The organism is Pseudomonas sp. GYB4201 (assembly GCF_056312595.1).
In genome coordinates, this window is the sequence record NZ_JBWGIG010000022.1 from 66,170 (window position 1) to 80,351 (window position 14,182).

Here is a 14,182-nt window from a genome sequence, read left to right on the forward strand (position 1 = left end):
CTCAGCCTTCCTCGCGCAGGTCGCCGTCGGCAGCCACCGCCAGGGTGAACAGGCTGCCGTTGCCCGCCTCCACCGACAGCAACTGCTCGCGCGGCAAGCCACGGGCCCGGGCCAGCAGCAGGCGCATCACGCCGCCGTGGCAGACCACCAGCAAACGTTGCCCGGCGTAGGCCGCCTGCAGGCGCTCGACCGCCCCCAGCACGCGCGCGCTGAACGCCAGCACCGCCTCGCCGTTGGGCGGCGTGAAGCCGTAGGGGTCGGCCCAGAACAGGCCCAGGCCACGTTCGTCGGTCTCCATGAGTTCGGCGGCGCTGCGCCCTTCCCAGTCGCCGAAGTGCAGCTCCTGCAAGCCCGGCTCCAGGCTCAGGGGCAGCTGCCGCTCGGCCGCCAGCGCCTCGGCGAACAGCCGGCAACGCTGCAGCGGCGAGCTGATGATGCGGTCCCAGCCGCCGCGCTCGGCCACCGCATCGCGCATCTGCTGCCAGCCATGGGCGGTCAGCGCGTCGTCGATGCTGCCGCGCAGGCCGCCACCCTGTTCGGTTTCGCCGTGGCGCAGCAGGTCCAGCACCAGGGTCATTCGGCGCGGTCCGCCACCGCGGCTTCGGCGAAGGTCGCCATCTGCCCGTGCAGGTCGCAGGCCAGGCGCAGCAGCGGCACGGCCAGGGCGGCGCCGCTGGCCTCGCCCAGGCGCAGGCCCAGGTCCAGCAGCGGCTGGGCGTCCAGCGCCGCGAGCACATGGCGGTGGCCCGGCTCGGCGCCACGGTGGCCGAACAGCAACCAGTCACGGCAGCCAGGGTTCAGGCGCGTGGCCACCAGGGCGGCGACGGTGCAGATGTAGCCGTCCACCAGCACGGCAATGCCGGCCTGGGCAGCAGCGAGATAAGCACCGACCAGGGCCACCACTTCGAAACCACCGAAGCACAGCAGGCGTTCCAGTGGGTCGGCGGGCAGGTTGGCGTGCGTCTCCAGCGCGCGCTGGATGACCTGGGCCTTGTGGCTGACGCCCGCAGCGTCGAGGCCGGTGCCGGGGCCGGCGAGGTCGGTGATCGGGCAATCCAGCAAGGCGCAGGCCAGGGCCGCGGCCGAGCTGGTGTTGCCGATGCCCATCTCGCCGCCGATGAACAGCTGGGTGCCGGCGGCCAGGGCGCGCTGCACGCTGTCGCGGCCTACCTGCAGGGCCTGCTCACCCTGGGCACGGGTCATGGCCGGCTCCTTGGCGAAGTTGCGCGTGCCCGGGCCGACGCGTTCGTGGCGCACGCCGGGCAGGTTGTCGACGGCGCTGGCGGTGCCCAGGTCGACCACTTCCAGTTGCGCGCCCAGCTGGCGGGCAAGCACGCTGATGGCCGCGCCGCCATTGACGAAGTTGAGCAGCATCTGCCAGGTGACTTCCTGCGGGTACGGCGACACGCCCTCGGCGACGATGCCGTGGTCACCAGCGAAAATGCTGATCCAGACCTTGTCCACCGCCGGCTTCAGGCGGTGTTGCAGGCCGGCCAGTTGCACCGCCACGTCTTCCAGCGGGCCCAGCGAACCGGCCGGTTTGGTCAGCTGGCGCTGGCGTTCCTGGGCCTGTTGCAGCACCAGGGTGTCGATGGGCTGGCACGGGTTCAGCCACCAGGCATTGCTCATGTGTCGGTTCCTTTCAGGGTAAGGGGCAGGCCGGCGACGGTCAGGGTCACGCGCTGGCAGCGTTCGGCCAGGGCCTGGTGCAACAGGCCGGCCTCGTCCACGTAGCGACGGGTCAGTTCGCCCAGGGGCACGACGCCGAGGCCGGTCTCGTTGCTGACAAAAATGATTTCGCCCGGCAGCTGGGCCAGGCACTGCAGCAGCGCCTCGCGCTCGTGGGCCAGGCGTGCGGGGTCTTCGAGCATCAGCAGGTTGGTCAGCCACAGGGTCAGGCAGTCCACCAGCAGGCAGCGCTCGGCGCCGGCGTGTTCACGCAGCACCCGCGCCAGCTCCACCGGTTCTTCCACCAGGCCCCAGTGCTCGGGGCGGCGCTGGCGGTGCAGGCGCACCCGCTCGTTCATCTCGCCGTCCAGCGGCTGGCTGGTGGCGATGTAGGTCACGGCCAGGCCGCTGTCGGCGGCGCGCTGTTCGGCCAGGCGGCTCTTGCCCGAGCGGGCGCCACCGAGGATCAGTTGCAGCATGCCGGCGCCTCCTGTGGCAGGCCGCACAGGGCGCGCAGGCGGTCGGTGTCCAGGTGCTTTTCCACCAGGTCCGCCAGGCGTTCGATGTCCACTTCGCGCAGGGCGTGGTAGTCCACGTCCTGCACGGCTTCGAGGCCGGCCCAGCGCAACAGCGCGCTGCTGGATGCCGATGCCTCGAACAAGCCGTGCAAATAGGTGCCCAGCACCTGGCCGTCGTCGCTGATGGCGCCGTCACAGCGGCCGTCGTCCAGCTGCACCAGGGGCTTTGCCAGCGCCGGGCCACGGGTGACCCCGGCATGAATCTCATAGCCGACCACGGCCGCGTCTTCCAGGCTCAAGCGGCCCTGGACGTTGCGCAGCTGCTTCTCGCGTTCCAGCGTGGTCTCGTAGGCCAGCAGGCCCAGGCCCGGGCTGGAACCGGGCGCGCCTTCCAGGCCCAGCGGGTCGTGCACCTGCTGGCCGAGCATCTGCAGGCCGCCGCAGATGCCCAGCAGCTTGCCGCCGTAGCGCAGGTGGCGGGCGATCGCGCCCTCCCAGCCCTGGGCGCGCAGGTAGGCAAGGTCGCTGCGCACGCTCTTGGAGCCGGGCAGGATGATCAGGTCGGCCGGCGGAATGCTGTCGCCGGGGCCGATGAACTGCAGGTCCACCTGGGGGTGCAGGCGCAGCGGGTCGAAGTCGGTGTGGTTGCTGATGCGCGGCAGCACCGGCACGATCACCTTCAGCACCTGGGCGGCCTTGTCGGCCTGGCGCCGGTCCAGGCCGTCCTCGGCTTCCAGGTGCAGGTCCAGCACATAGGGCAGCACGCCGATCACCGGCTTGCCGGTGCGCGCCTCCAGCCAGTCCAGGCCCGGTTGCAGCAGGGCGATGTCGCCCCGGAAACGGTTGATGATGAAGCCCTGCACCCGCGCCTGCTCGCTGGGCGACAGCAGTTCCAGGGTGCCCACCAGGTGCGCGAACACGCCGCCACGGTTGATGTCGGCGATCAGCAGCACCGGGCAGTCCACGGCCTCGGCAAAGCCCATGTTGGCGATGTCGCCGGCGCGCAGGTTGATCTCGGCCGGCGAGCCAGCGCCTTCCACCATCACCACCGGGTACTGCTGGCTCAGGCGCTGGTGCGAGGCCAGCACCGCCTGCATGGCGATGGCCTTGTAGTCGTGGTAGGCCACGGCGTTCATGGTGGTGACCACGCGGCCATGGATGATCACCTGGGCGCCGGTGTCGCTGTTGGGCTTGAGCAGCACCGGATTCATGTCGGTGTGCGGCGCCAGGTACGCGGCCTGGGCCTGCACCGCCTGGGCACGGCCAATCTCGCCACCGTCGGCGGTCACTGCGCTGTTGAGCGCCATGTTCTGCGGCTTGAACGGCACCACCGCCACGCCCTGGCGGGTCAGCCAGCGGCACAGCGCGGTCACCAGGGTGCTCTTGCCGGCATCGGAGGTGGTGCCCTGCACCATCAATGTACTCACGGGTGTTCCTCGTTGAAGGCGTGCAGCGCCTGCTCCAGGCGCAGCCAATCCGGCTCCTCGGGTGGCAGGCCGAAGCGCACGCTGCTGGTGGCGACGAACAGGCGCACGAGAATGCCGCGCTGGGCCAGGAACGCGTGCAGCGCCACGGCCTTGTCGGTGACCAGCCACTGGAACAGCGCGCAGCCGCCATGGGGCGCCAGCCCGAACTGCGCCAGCAGGCCGGCCAGGCGCAGGCTGGCCAGTTCGCTGCGCTCGATCATGCGCTGGTGCCCGGCAGTGTCGCCCAGGCACGCCTGGCCGAGGATGCGCGTGGGGCCGCTGACGGCCCAGGGGCCGACCTGCTCGGCCAGCAGCTGGAGAAACTTTTTCTGCCCCAGCACAAAGCCCAGGCGCACCCCGGCCAGGCCAAAGAACTTGCCGAACGAGCGCAGCACGATCAGGCCCGGGCGCTCCACGTGGGGCGCCAGGCTGACCGCCGGGGTGTTGTCCATGAAGGCTTCGTCCACCACCAGCCAGCCGCCGCGCTGGGCCAGCCGCGCGTGCCAGTCCAGCAGGCGGCCGGCGGGCAGCACGCGGCCGGTGGGGTTGTTGGGGTTGACCACCACCAGCACGTCGAGGCTGTCGAGGAAGAAGTCCACCTCGCTCTCGCTGACCTCGCGCACCAGGTGCCCGGCGCGGCGCCAGGCCTCGGCGTGCTCGGCGTAGCACGGCGACAGCACGCCGATCTTGCCGCCCCGGCGCAGGCGCGGCAGCAGCTGGATGGCGCACTGGGAGCCGGGCACCGGCAGCACCTGATTGACGCCGTAATAGGCGCAGGCCGCCGCCTCCAGGCCATCATCGGTTTCCGGCAGGCGCGCCCAGGCGCGTTCGGGAATCGCCGGGATCGGCCAGGGCCAGGGCGCCAGGCCGCTGGACAGGTCGAGCCAGTCGGCCTCGGCGATGCCGTATTGCTGCGCGGCCTTGCGCAGTCGTCCACCGTGCTCAAGCATAGAATTGCCCTCCCACACACAGGATCAGCAGCCACAGCCACACACCGCGCTGCACCAGTTGCCAGCCGCGGTCGATGGCGTCGGCGTCGGCCGCCGGGCCTTCGCCCAGGGTCGCGCGCTCATGCAGCTCGCCATGATAGACCGCCGGGCCACCCAGCTCGACGCCCAGGGCGCCAGCACCGGCGGCCATGACCGGGCCGGCGTTGGGGCTGTCCCATTTCGGCGCCTGCTGGCGCCAGCAGCGCAGGGCCAGGCGGGTCTTGCCCAGCACCGCGTAGGTCAGGGCCACCAGCCGTGCAGGAATATAGTTGAGGACGTCGTCGATGCGCGCTGCCGCCCAGCCGAAACGTTCGAAGCGCTCGTTGCGGTAGCCCCACATGGCGTCCAGGGTATTGCTCAGGCGGTACAGCACCACCCCCGGCGCGCCGGCCACGGCAAACCAGAACAGCGCGGCGAACACCGCGTCGCTGCCGTTCTCCAGCACCGATTCGGTGGCGGCGCGGGCCACGGCGTTGGCGTCCAGCTCGCTGGTCTGGCGGCTGACCAGGTAGCCCACGCGGGTGCGCGCGGTGTCCAGGTCATCGCTGCGCAGGGCCTGGGCCACGGGCGCCACGTGCTCACCGAGGCTGCGCAGGCCCAGGGCGCAGTACAGCGCCAGGATTTCCACCAGGGTGCCCACGTATGGCAGCCAGGACAGCAGCGTGGCCAGCAGGGTCAAGGGAATGACGGCCAGGAACCAGGCCGTCACGCCATGGCTGCGCCAGCCACGGCCGCCGCCGTTGAAGCGGCGCTCCAGGCGGTCGGCCAGGCGCCCGAAGGCTACCAGCGGGTGACGGCTCTTCGGCTCGCCAAGCAGGGCGTCCAGCGCCACGCCGGCAACGGTGACCAGGGCGATGCTCATGGCTTCACCCCCCAGTGGTTCTCGTACAGCATCTCGCTCAACGGCTTGGCCTCGGCCCAGCCTTCCATCACCAGCATGGGCGATGGGTAGAATTCGGTCACCGGGCCCAGGCACAGCACGGCCATGGGCTTGGCGCCGGCGGGCAGGCCCAGCAGGTCGGCCAGGGCCTGCGGGTCGAACAGCGACACCCAGCCCATGCCCAGGCCTTCGGCGCGCGCCGCCAGCCACAGGTTCTGGATGGCGCAGGACAGCGACGCCAGGTCCATCTCCGGCAAGGTACGGCGGCCGAAGACGTAGCGCTCGCGGTCGTCCATCAGCGCCGCCACCAGCACCTCGGCGCAGTCGTTGATACCTTCCACCTTGAGCTTCATGAACTCATCCGAGCGCTCGCCCAGGGCCTCGGCGGTGCGCACCCGCTCGTCCTCCACCACCGCCTGGATACGCCCGCGCAAGGCGCGATCGCTGATGCGGATGAAGCGCCAGGGCTGCATCAGGCCGACGCTGGGCGCTTGGTGCGCGGCGTGCAGCAGGCGCGCCAGCAGTTGCGGGGCGACGTCGCCGCCGGCGAAGTGACGCATGTCGCGGCGCTCACCGATGGCTCGGTAGATGGCCGCGCGCTCGGCGGGGGTGTAGGCGTTGTCAGTCATCAAATGTGCGAGGCCCCTTTGGGGCAGAACAGGGCGGCAACGGCCGCCGGGTTGGACGGGAAATAGAAGTGCACGTACGACGCCGTCAGCCGGCCATCACGGTACACCGCCTCGGCGCCGCGGCCACCGTTGGGGCTGAGGCCACGGGCAATGGGCTCAAGCGCGGTGCTGGTCAGCGAATGGTGGTAGGTGTGCCCGCGCAGGGTGCCCTCGGGCAGCTCCACCGCTTGCAGGGCCAGGGCCGCCAGGCGCTTTTGCATCACCGCTTCGCCGGGCAGCAGGCCCAGCAGCTCGGCGCGCTGGCCGTCGACGTCGGTCAGGGCGTCCAGCAGGTAGAGCATGCCGCCACATTCAGCCAGCAGCGGCTTGCCCTCGGCGTGGTGGCCGCGAATCGCCGCCAGCATCGGCGCGTTGGCCGCCAGGGTGTGGTGGTGCAGTTCCGGGTAGCCACCGGGCAGGTACAGGCTGTCGCAGGGCGGCAGCTGCTGGTCATGCACCGGCGAGAAGAAGCTCAGCTCGGCGCCCATGGCGCGCAGCAGGTCGAGGCTGGCGCCGTAGGTGAAGGCGAAGGCTTCGTCACGGGCGACGGCAATGCGCACGCCGGCCAGCAGGGGTTCGCACGGTACCGGGGTGGGCGCGGCGAAGGTCACCGGCGGTGGCAGCGCGACTTCGCAGCTTGCCGCCAGGGCATTGGCGGCCGCGTCCAGGCGCAGGTCCAGGTCGTTCAGCTCGCTGGCCTGCACCAGGCCCAGGTGGCGGCTGGGCAGTTCGATGCCGGTCTCGCGGGACAGCGCGCCGTACCAGCGCAGGCCTTCGGTGAGGCTGCCTTCCAGCAGTTGCGCGTGGCGCAGGGTGCCGACGCGGTTGGCCAGCACGCCGGCGAACGGCAGGTCCGGCTGGTAGCGCGCCAGGCCCAGGGCCAGGGCGCCGAAGGTCTGGGCCATGGCGGTGCCGTCGATCACGCCCAGCACCGGCACGCCGAAGTGCCGCGCCAGGTCGGCGCTGCTGGGGGTGCCGTCGAACAGGCCCATCACGCCCTCGATCAGGATCAGGTCAGCCTCGGCCGCCGCTTCCCACAGCAGGCGCCGGCTTTCCTCGGCGCCCACCATCCACAAGTCGAGCTGGTACACCGGCGCGCCACTGGCCCGTTCCAGGATCATGGGGTCGAGGAAATCCGGCCCGCACTTGAACACCCGCACCTTGCGCCCCTGGTTGCGGTGCAGGCGCGCCAGGGCGGCGGTGACGGTGGTCTTGCCCTGGCCAGAAGCGGGTGCTGCGATCAGCACCGCCGGGCAATGACGCGGCTGGGTCATAGCTCGATGCCCTTCTGGGCACGAATGCCGGCCTGGAAGGCGTGCTTGAGCATGCCCATCTCGGTGACGGTGTCGGCCAGTTCGACCATCTCGTCCTTGGCGCCACGGCCGGTGACCACCACGTGCTGCATGGCGGGACGCGCCTGCAGGTCGGCCAGCACCTGGTCGAGGTCCAGGTAGCCGTGCTTGAGGGCGATGTTCAGCTCATCGAGAATCACCAGGCCGATGCTCTCGTCCTGCAGCAGGCCACGGGACACTTCCCAGGCGGCCTGGGCGGCGGCGATGTCGCGCTGGCGGTCCTGGGTTTCCCAGGTGAAGCCCTCGCCCATCACGTGGTAGCGCACCTGCTCGGGGAAGCGGCGGAAGAACAGCTCTTCGCCGGTGGCGTTGCGGCCCTTGATGAACTGCACCACGCCGCACTGCATGCCGTGGCCCATGGCGCGCGCGAGCATGCCGAAGGCCGAGCTGCTCTTGCCCTTGCCGTTGCCGCTCAGCACCAGCAGCAGCCCGCATTCGTTGGGCGCATTGGCAATGCGCTCGTCAATGATCGCCTTCTTGCGCAACATGCGCGCCAGATGGCGTTGTTCACGTTCCTGGGATTCACTCATCGCAGCTCTCCGCTACACCTGCACACAGGCGACATCGACGAAAAGCCGCCGCCCGGACGGGCGCAGCACAGACTCGTCAATGCCGCTCTCACCCGCGCGACAGAACAAAAGGGGACCGGCAAGCCAGCGGCTTGCCAAGAAGGGTTCCAGGCCGGTCTCCGGACTCATGAGCGGGGGCATGCACACCCGGGGCCACGCGCCTTCCCGAGCCAATTCGGCCCAGTGGCGCCATGCGCGACCTTGACTCATTTACCGTTGCGGGGGCAGCGCCGGGCTCGCACGCCTGCGGCGGCTCACCGGCTTCCCTGTTTCACCCTGCCAGCCGTGGGGCTGCAAGGCACCTGAAACACGCCGGGAAGGTTAGAGGGTTGGGGGTGGGAGGTCAATTAAAGCTCGCCATACCTCCCCTGTAGCAGCTGCCGCCAGGCGGCGTCCGGCCCTGGCGCGGCCTTCGGCCGCTGCTACGGAGCGCGTGCACCTTTGTCGATCGCGTCGCCTGCATCGCGGCCAAGGCCGGCTCCTACCACGAACGGCGTAGGAGCCGACTTTAGTCGCGATGCAGACGACGCCGTTTCAAGACAGTTGCTGCTGCGGGGTTTTATTGGAACCACTGCCCTACCCCGCCCCTCTACAGCACATACCTCCGCCTCAGCGAGCAATTACAATGCACAAGACCCGCCTGGCCCTGATCATCCTCGCCTCCAGCACGCTGCTGGCCTGCGGCGAGTCCTCGACCCTGAAGGTGGCCGACGGCACCGGCCCGCACCCGCAGCTGCCAGCGCCGAACAAGACGCTGATCCCCACGGTGAACATCGCCGACGCCATAGGCTGGCCCGACGGCGAGAAACCCCAGCCGGCCAAGGGCACCCAGGTGGCCGCCTTCGCCGAGGGCCTGGACCACCCGCGCTGGCTGTACGTGCTGCCCAACGGCGACGTGCTGGTGGCCGAGACCAACGCGCCGCCCAAGCCCGAGGACGCCAAGGGCATCAAGGGCTGGGTGATGAAGAAGGTCATGGGCAAGGCCGGCGCCGGGGTGCCCAGCGCCAACCGCATCACCCTGCTGCGCGACACCAACGGCGACGGCGTGGCCGACACCCGCACGGTGTTCATCGCCAACCTCAACTCGCCGTTCGGCATGACCCTGGTGGGCAGCGACCTGTACGTGGCCGACACCGATGCCCTGCTGCGCTTCCATTACGACACCGGCGCCACCGCCATCAGCGGCCAGGGCACCAAGGTGACGGATCTGCCGGGCGGGCCGCTCAACCACCACTGGACCAAGAACGTCATCGCCAGCCCCTCGGGCAACAAGCTGTACGTCACCGTGGGCTCCAACAGCAACGTCGGCGAGAACGGCCTGGACAAGGAAGCAGGCCGCGCGGCGATCTGGGAGGTGGACCGCACCAGCGGCGAGCACCGCATCTATGCCTCGGGCCTGCGCAACCCCAACGGCATGGGGTTCGAGCCGCAGACCGGGCAGCTATGGACGTCAGTGAACGAACGCGACGAGATCGGCAGCGACCTGGTGCCTGACTACATCACCTCGGTGAAGGACGGCGGCTTCTATGGCTGGCCGTTCAGCTACTACGGCCAGCACATCGACAACCGCGTCAGCCCCCAGAACCCGGCACTGGTGGCCAAGGCCATCGCCCCGGACTACGCCGTGGGCCCGCACACCGCTTCCATCGGTTTCACCTTTGCCAGCACCAGCGGCGGGCTGGCGGCGCCGTTCAACCATGGCGCCTACGTAAGCCAGCACGGTTCGTGGAACCGCAAGCCACACAGCGGCTACAAGGTGATTTTCGTGCCGTTCGTGGACGGCAAGCCCAGCGGCCAGCCGATCGACGTGCTGACCGGGTTCCTCAACGACAAGGAACAGGCCATGGGCCGGCCGGTTGGCGTGACCGAGGACCACAAGGGCGGGGTGCTGGTGGCCGATGACGTGGGGAACAAGATCTGGCGGATTACAGCCGTGAAATAGTGGTGGGTTCGGACGCGGCCTGGCGGCCGCTGCTACGGGGCCGCGTCCGTGCCACTCATGGGTTGTGCGCCAGGCTTGCTGGTTGCAACACGCGCTTGGCGTTCAGGTAGGCGTGCTGCCAATACGGCTTGTTGAGGTAGTCCAGCTTCACCGTGCCGCCCGTGGCCGGGGCATGCACGAAGCGGCCCTCGCCCACGTAGATGCCGGCATGGCTGACCTGCGAACCGCCGCTGGTGGCGAAGAAGATCAGGTCACCGGACTGCAAGGCATCCTTGCTGACATCGGGGGCGCGCATGCTGATCATTTCCCGCGTGGAGCGCGGCAGGCTGATGCCGGCCGCGTCGCGATAGACGTAGGTGATCAGGCCGCTGCAGTCGAAGCCCGAATCCGGCGTGTTGCCGCCCCAGCGGTACGGGGTGCCGACCAGCCCGATGGCTCGCATCAGGACGTCATCGGCCTGGGGGGACAAGGGCTGCTGGGGAGCTGAAACAAAAGGTTGATACACCGGCGCAGGCGCAGGTGGCGGCTTGTGGCCAGCGCAGGCGGTGAGCAGGCCTGCGAAGAGTAATAGCGCGAAACGGGCCGTTAGCGACATAAACAGAACCATCCTGATTCAACTGCCGTTGAAGACTAGCTTGTATTCCCGAAAACGCGCAACGGCGGCACACTTTCCAGTGCGCCGCCGCTGCGAGTACCGCCCAGACTGCTTACTTGCGTGCGATAGTCGTGGTCGGTGCCATGGCCAAGGCACGCTTGGCTTCGATAAAGGTCTTGCTCCAGTAGGCGTCATCGAGGCTGTCGATGCGCACGCCGCCGCTACGGTGGCTGCTGGAATGGATGAACTGGTCATCGCCCAGGTAGATGCCGGCGTGGCTCACGCGACCACGGCCACGGGTGCTGAAGAACAGCAGGTCACCGGGCTTGAGGTTGTTGCGGGCTACCAGGGGGGCTTTGACGTTGATCATGTCACGCGTGGAACGCGGCAGGGTCATGCCGGCCTCCTCGCGGAACAGGTAACCGATGAAGCCGCTGCAATCGAAGCCCGATTCAGTGGAACCACCGGTGCGATAGCGGGTGCCGATCAGCGATTTGCCGCGTTCCAGGATGCTGTCAGCCAGCATGGGCATCTGGTAGGGCTTGCTGTTCTCGGAGAAGTCAGCCAGTTCCTTTTCGGTATCCAGCTCTTCTTCTTGGAAATTCAGGGTTACAGCTTTCGCCTGGGCCTGGGACTGTGGAGTCACCGGGTTGAGAGCCTGTTGCTGCGATACCGGCGTATGAGCCGCGCAGCCGAAAAGCAGGGTCACGAGTGCGAGGGGCACGAGGGGTGCGAAGCGCTTTAGCATGGGCACGACCGTGTCTGTAGAAGTTAAGAAGACGCGACTATGCCCGCTATCAAATCCATTTGCAAATTCAATCGAAAAAAATGTGACTCAGCAGTTTCGGCATGACTTCTAACGCCCTACTCTCAAAAAACACGTCCATGCTGGCAGAAAGCCCGCTTCGCAATGGGTTGATCTCAATGGCAAACCCGCCAGCGGCGCGGGTTTCAGCGATGGGCGCGTTGATGTAGGGGAAGCTGGCCGTGGTGCCGATCACCAGCACCACCTCGAAACCAATCGCCATTTGCCGATACAGCGCCTCAATCGCCCGCTCGGGCAGCATTTCCTCGAAAAGCACCACGGAAGGCCGCATAACGCCATTACAGACGTTGCAGCGCGGCGGCAGTGGCTGACCAAGGATTTCCCGCAAATCATCGCGTACAGCGCCACAGGCGCGACAGAACAGTGGCGCCAATTCCCCGTGAATTTCAATTAACCGTTCGTCGGGACCTCCTGCCTGGCGGTGATAACCGTCAATGTTTTGCGTCAGCACCCAGCACTCCGGCTTGGCTTTCTGCAGCTGGGCAATGGCGTGGTGCGCCGCATTGGGTTGCGCGCCCAGGCAGGCCTCGCCCAACTGCGCCAGGTATTTCCAGCACAGCGCCGGGTCGCGTTCGAGCATGGGCCCCGACAAGGCTTTTTCGATGGGCAGGCCTTCGCTGGTGGTGCCGTTGTACAGGCCACCCAGGCCACGGTAGGTGGGCAACCCGGAGTCGGCGGAGAGGCCGGCGCCGGTAATCACCAGGATGCGCCGGGCATCACGCAGGGCAGCGCCGGCGCGGGCCAGCAGCTGCGGGTCTACCAACCCAGGGTTTCCTTGAGGAAGGGAATGGTCAGCTTGCGCTGCGCTTGCAGGGAGGCCTGGTCCAGGCGCTCCAGCAGGTCGAACAGTGCGCTCATGCTGCGGGTGCCGCGGGTGAGGATGAAGTGCCCGACCTCGTCGGTGAGATGCAGGCCGCGGCGCGAGGCGCGCAGCTGCAGGGCACGCAGCTTGTCTTCGTCCGACAGCGGGCGCATCTGGAAGATCAGCGCCATGGTCAGGCGCGACTTCAGGTCCGGCAGTTTCACCGCCAGCTCGCGCGGCGAATGGGAGGCGGCGATCAACAGGCGCCGGCCGCTGTCGCGCAGGCGGTTGAACAGGTGGAACATGGCCTCTTCCCACTCGGGCTTGCCGGCAATGACCTGCAGGTCGTCCAGGCACACCAGCTCGTACTGTTCCAGGTAATCGAGGATTTCCACGCCGCGGTCGAGCAGCTGCGCCAGGGGCAGGTACACCGCCGGCTCGCCCATCTGCTCGAAGCGCAGGCACGCGGCCTGCAGCAGGTGGGTACGGCCCACGCCCTGCTTGCCCCACAAGTAGATCAGGCTTTCGGTCCAGCCGGCGTCGGCTTCGCACAGGCGTTCGACGTAGCCGAGTGCAGCGGCATTGGCGCCTGGATAGTAATTGATGAAGGTAGCGTCATCACGCAGACGCACACCTAAGGGCAGCTGAATCGGTTTCATGCTGGCTGACGGTTCTGGCGAACCGCAGGGGGCCTCTGTGTGAAGTTAGCAAAGTTTATACCCGTGACGCCGGGCGCACAATGCAACAGACCACAAGCAAAATCAAAGGTTTGCATTCATTTGCACACCCGCTGCCGCAACAGCGGGTGCACGGCGCCACTACAGGTCGGGGTCTTCCTGGCCGCCGTAGATGTCCGATTCCTTATACAGATCATGGGCATGGCGCAGCAGCACCATGATCACCGCGGCCACCGGCAGCGCCAGCAGCACGCCGGCGAAACCGAACAGTTCGCCGCCGGCGAGGATGGCGAAGATCACTGCCACCGGGTGCAGGCCGATGCGGTCGCCCACCAGCATCGGCGTCAACACCATGCCTTCGAGCAGCTGCCCCACCAGGAATACCGCGCCAATGCCCATCAGCGGGTAGATGTCGCCGCCAAACTGGAACAGGCCGGTGATCATCGCCGCGCTGATGCCGATGATGAAGCCCATGTACGGCACGATGGCGGCGAGGCCGGCGATCAGGCCGATCAGCAGGCCCAGCTCCACCCCCACCAGCATCAGGCCGGCGGCGTAGATGATGCCCAGCGCCAGCATGACCAGCAACTGGCCACGCACGAACGCGCCCAGCACCTCGTGGCACTCCTTGGCCAGGGCGACGATCTTGCCCTCGCGGTGGCGCGGCAGCAGGCTGCGGATCTTGGCCATCATCAGGTCCCAGTCGCGCAGCAGGTAGAAACCCACCACCGGGATCAGCACCAGGTTGGTCAGCCAGCCGATCAGCGCCAAGCTGGAGGCCGTGGCCTGGCTCAGCACCACGCCGACGATGTCGGTGGTCTGGCCCATGTGCTCGGTGATCGCGGCCTTGATCTTGTCGAACTTCCAGAAGCCGTCGGCCAGGCCCAGCTTGGCCTGCACCCACGGCAGGGCCACGTGCTGCAGCCAGTCCAGCACCTGCGGCGCCAGCTCGTACAGGCGCACGAACTGCTTGGCCAGCAGCGGCACCAACACCAGCAAGGCAATCATGAACACCAGGGTGAACAGCGAGAACACCACGATCACGCCCCAGGTGCGCGACAGGCCGACCTTTTCCAGGCGGTCCACCAGCGGATCCGCCATGTAGGCCAGCACGATCGCCACCAGGAATGGCGACAGGATGGGGTGCAGGAAGTACACGAACAGGCAGAGCAGGAGCACCGCCCCCGCCCAGACCCAACGACGCATGTCAGTCATCAAACCACCCAAGCC

The 14,182-nt window shown here is 68.1% G+C and carries 15 protein-coding genes and 1 riboswitch; of the genes, 1 reads left to right on the top strand and 14 read right to left on the bottom strand.

What is annotated here, in order from left to right:
- Position 1: 1 nt before the first annotated feature.
- From cobC to cobO, 9 genes are read right to left on the bottom strand one after another with little or no spacing between them, the layout of a single operon-like run.
- A complete protein-coding gene (cobC, locus tag AC0Z2B_RS20530; protein ID WP_476299030.1) occupies positions 2-577 on the bottom strand; it encodes an alpha-ribazole phosphatase family protein in 576 nt (191 codons plus the stop codon).
- Positions 574-1,629: a nicotinate-nucleotide--dimethylbenzimidazole phosphoribosyltransferase gene (gene cobT / locus AC0Z2B_RS20535; RefSeq protein WP_416426208.1), complete on the bottom strand. Its 1,056-nt coding sequence runs from the start codon at positions 1,627-1,629 to the stop codon at positions 574-576. The genes cobC and cobT overlap by 4 nt, the downstream gene beginning before the upstream one ends.
- Complete coding sequence (cobU, locus tag AC0Z2B_RS20540) at positions 1,626-2,147, bottom strand: bifunctional adenosylcobinamide kinase/adenosylcobinamide-phosphate guanylyltransferase (RefSeq protein ID WP_476299032.1); 522 nt, start codon at positions 2,145-2,147, stop codon at positions 1,626-1,628. The genes cobT and cobU overlap by 4 nt, the downstream gene beginning before the upstream one ends.
- A complete protein-coding gene (locus AC0Z2B_RS20545) occupies positions 2,135-3,601 on the bottom strand; it encodes a cobyric acid synthase (protein WP_476299066.1) in 1,467 nt (488 codons plus the stop codon). Before AC0Z2B_RS20545 ends, cobU begins: the two co-directional genes overlap by 13 nt.
- Positions 3,602-3,609: 8 nt before the next feature.
- Positions 3,610-4,602 (bottom strand): threonine-phosphate decarboxylase CobD, encoded by a 993-nt coding sequence (cobD, locus tag AC0Z2B_RS20550; RefSeq protein ID WP_476299034.1) that lies wholly within the window; start codon positions 4,600-4,602, stop codon positions 3,610-3,612.
- The gene (gene cbiB, locus AC0Z2B_RS20555; protein ID WP_416426214.1) at positions 4,595-5,503 is read right to left on the bottom strand and encodes an adenosylcobinamide-phosphate synthase CbiB; all 909 of its coding nucleotides are present in this window, start codon (positions 5,501-5,503) and stop codon (positions 4,595-4,597) included. Before cbiB ends, cobD begins: the two co-directional genes overlap by 8 nt.
- Positions 5,500-6,150 (bottom strand): 5,6-dimethylbenzimidazole synthase, encoded by a 651-nt coding sequence (gene bluB / locus AC0Z2B_RS20560; RefSeq protein WP_476299036.1) that lies wholly within the window; start codon positions 6,148-6,150, stop codon positions 5,500-5,502. Before bluB ends, cbiB begins: the two co-directional genes overlap by 4 nt.
- A complete protein-coding gene (locus AC0Z2B_RS20565) occupies positions 6,150-7,463 on the bottom strand; it encodes a cobyrinate a,c-diamide synthase (RefSeq protein ID WP_476299038.1) in 1,314 nt (437 codons plus the stop codon). Before AC0Z2B_RS20565 ends, bluB begins: the two co-directional genes overlap by 1 nt.
- Positions 7,460-8,071 (bottom strand): cob(I)yrinic acid a,c-diamide adenosyltransferase, encoded by a 612-nt coding sequence (gene cobO / locus AC0Z2B_RS20570; protein ID WP_473004094.1) that lies wholly within the window; start codon positions 8,069-8,071, stop codon positions 7,460-7,462. Before cobO ends, AC0Z2B_RS20565 begins: the two co-directional genes overlap by 4 nt.
- A gap of 132 nt (positions 8,072-8,203) precedes the next feature.
- Positions 8,204-8,431, bottom strand: a riboswitch (cobalamin riboswitch).
- A gap of 304 nt (positions 8,432-8,735) precedes the next feature.
- Here cobO and AC0Z2B_RS20575 point away from each other — a divergent pair.
- Positions 8,736-10,052: a PQQ-dependent sugar dehydrogenase gene (locus AC0Z2B_RS20575; RefSeq protein ID WP_476299040.1), complete on the top strand. Its 1,317-nt coding sequence runs from the start codon at positions 8,736-8,738 to the stop codon at positions 10,050-10,052.
- 55 nt (positions 10,053-10,107) lie between these two features.
- On the opposite strand, the gene AC0Z2B_RS20580 is transcribed toward AC0Z2B_RS20575, so the two are convergent.
- From AC0Z2B_RS20580 to AC0Z2B_RS20600, 5 genes are all read right to left on the bottom strand, one after another.
- Positions 10,108-10,647 carry a C40 family peptidase gene (locus AC0Z2B_RS20580; protein WP_476299042.1) on the bottom strand — a complete coding sequence of 180 codons (540 nt, stop codon included), beginning with the start codon at positions 10,645-10,647 and terminating at the stop codon, positions 10,108-10,110.
- Between the two features lie 112 nt (positions 10,648-10,759).
- Positions 10,760-11,395: a C40 family peptidase gene (locus tag AC0Z2B_RS20585; protein ID WP_416426224.1), complete on the bottom strand. Its 636-nt coding sequence runs from the start codon at positions 11,393-11,395 to the stop codon at positions 10,760-10,762.
- A gap of 67 nt (positions 11,396-11,462) precedes the next feature.
- Complete coding sequence (locus tag AC0Z2B_RS20590) at positions 11,463-12,236, bottom strand: NAD-dependent protein deacylase (protein WP_476299044.1); 774 nt, start codon at positions 12,234-12,236, stop codon at positions 11,463-11,465.
- On the bottom strand, positions 12,230-12,934 hold the full coding sequence (gene hda / locus AC0Z2B_RS20595; protein ID WP_008374391.1) for a DnaA regulatory inactivator Hda: 705 nt from the start codon (positions 12,932-12,934) through the stop codon (positions 12,230-12,232). The genes AC0Z2B_RS20590 and hda overlap by 7 nt, the downstream gene beginning before the upstream one ends.
- Positions 12,935-13,093: 159 nt before the next feature.
- Positions 13,094-14,167 carry an AI-2E family transporter gene (locus AC0Z2B_RS20600; protein ID WP_416426228.1) on the bottom strand — a complete coding sequence of 358 codons (1,074 nt, stop codon included), beginning with the start codon at positions 14,165-14,167 and terminating at the stop codon, positions 13,094-13,096.
- Positions 14,168-14,182 lie beyond the last annotated feature (15 nt).

What these genes read in the sequence shown, in the direction of transcription:
- cobC (WP_476299030.1), bottom strand. Translation starts at nt 577, where the DNA reads ATGACCCTGGTGCTGGACCTGCTGCGCCACGGCGAAACCGAACAGGGT.
- cobT (WP_416426208.1), bottom strand. Translation starts at nt 1,629, where the DNA reads ATGAGCAATGCCTGGTGGCTGAACCCGTGCCAGCCCATCGACACCCTG.
- cobU (WP_476299032.1), bottom strand. Translation starts at nt 2,147, where the DNA reads ATGCTGCAACTGATCCTCGGTGGCGCCCGCTCGGGCAAGAGCCGCCTG.
- AC0Z2B_RS20545 (WP_476299066.1), bottom strand. Translation starts at nt 3,601, where the DNA reads ATGGTGCAGGGCACCACCTCCGATGCCGGCAAGAGCACCCTGGTGACC.
- cobD (WP_476299034.1), bottom strand. Translation starts at nt 4,602, where the DNA reads ATGCTTGAGCACGGTGGACGACTGCGCAAGGCCGCGCAGCAATACGGC.
- cbiB (WP_416426214.1), bottom strand. Translation starts at nt 5,503, where the DNA reads ATGAGCATCGCCCTGGTCACCGTTGCCGGCGTGGCGCTGGACGCCCTG.
- bluB (WP_476299036.1), bottom strand. Translation starts at nt 6,150, where the DNA reads ATGACTGACAACGCCTACACCCCCGCCGAGCGCGCGGCCATCTACCGA.
- AC0Z2B_RS20565 (WP_476299038.1), bottom strand. Translation starts at nt 7,463, where the DNA reads ATGACCCAGCCGCGTCATTGCCCGGCGGTGCTGATCGCAGCACCCGCT.
- cobO (WP_473004094.1), bottom strand. Translation starts at nt 8,071, where the DNA reads ATGAGTGAATCCCAGGAACGTGAACAACGCCATCTGGCGCGCATGTTG.
- AC0Z2B_RS20575 (WP_476299040.1), top strand. Translation starts at nt 8,736, where the DNA reads ATGCACAAGACCCGCCTGGCCCTGATCATCCTCGCCTCCAGCACGCTG.
- AC0Z2B_RS20580 (WP_476299042.1), bottom strand. Translation starts at nt 10,647, where the DNA reads ATGTCGCTAACGGCCCGTTTCGCGCTATTACTCTTCGCAGGCCTGCTC.
- AC0Z2B_RS20585 (WP_416426224.1), bottom strand. Translation starts at nt 11,395, where the DNA reads ATGCTAAAGCGCTTCGCACCCCTCGTGCCCCTCGCACTCGTGACCCTG.
- hda (WP_008374391.1), bottom strand. Translation starts at nt 12,934, where the DNA reads ATGAAACCGATTCAGCTGCCCTTAGGTGTGCGTCTGCGTGATGACGCT.
- AC0Z2B_RS20600 (WP_416426228.1), bottom strand. Translation starts at nt 14,167, where the DNA reads ATGACTGACATGCGTCGTTGGGTCTGGGCGGGGGCGGTGCTCCTGCTC.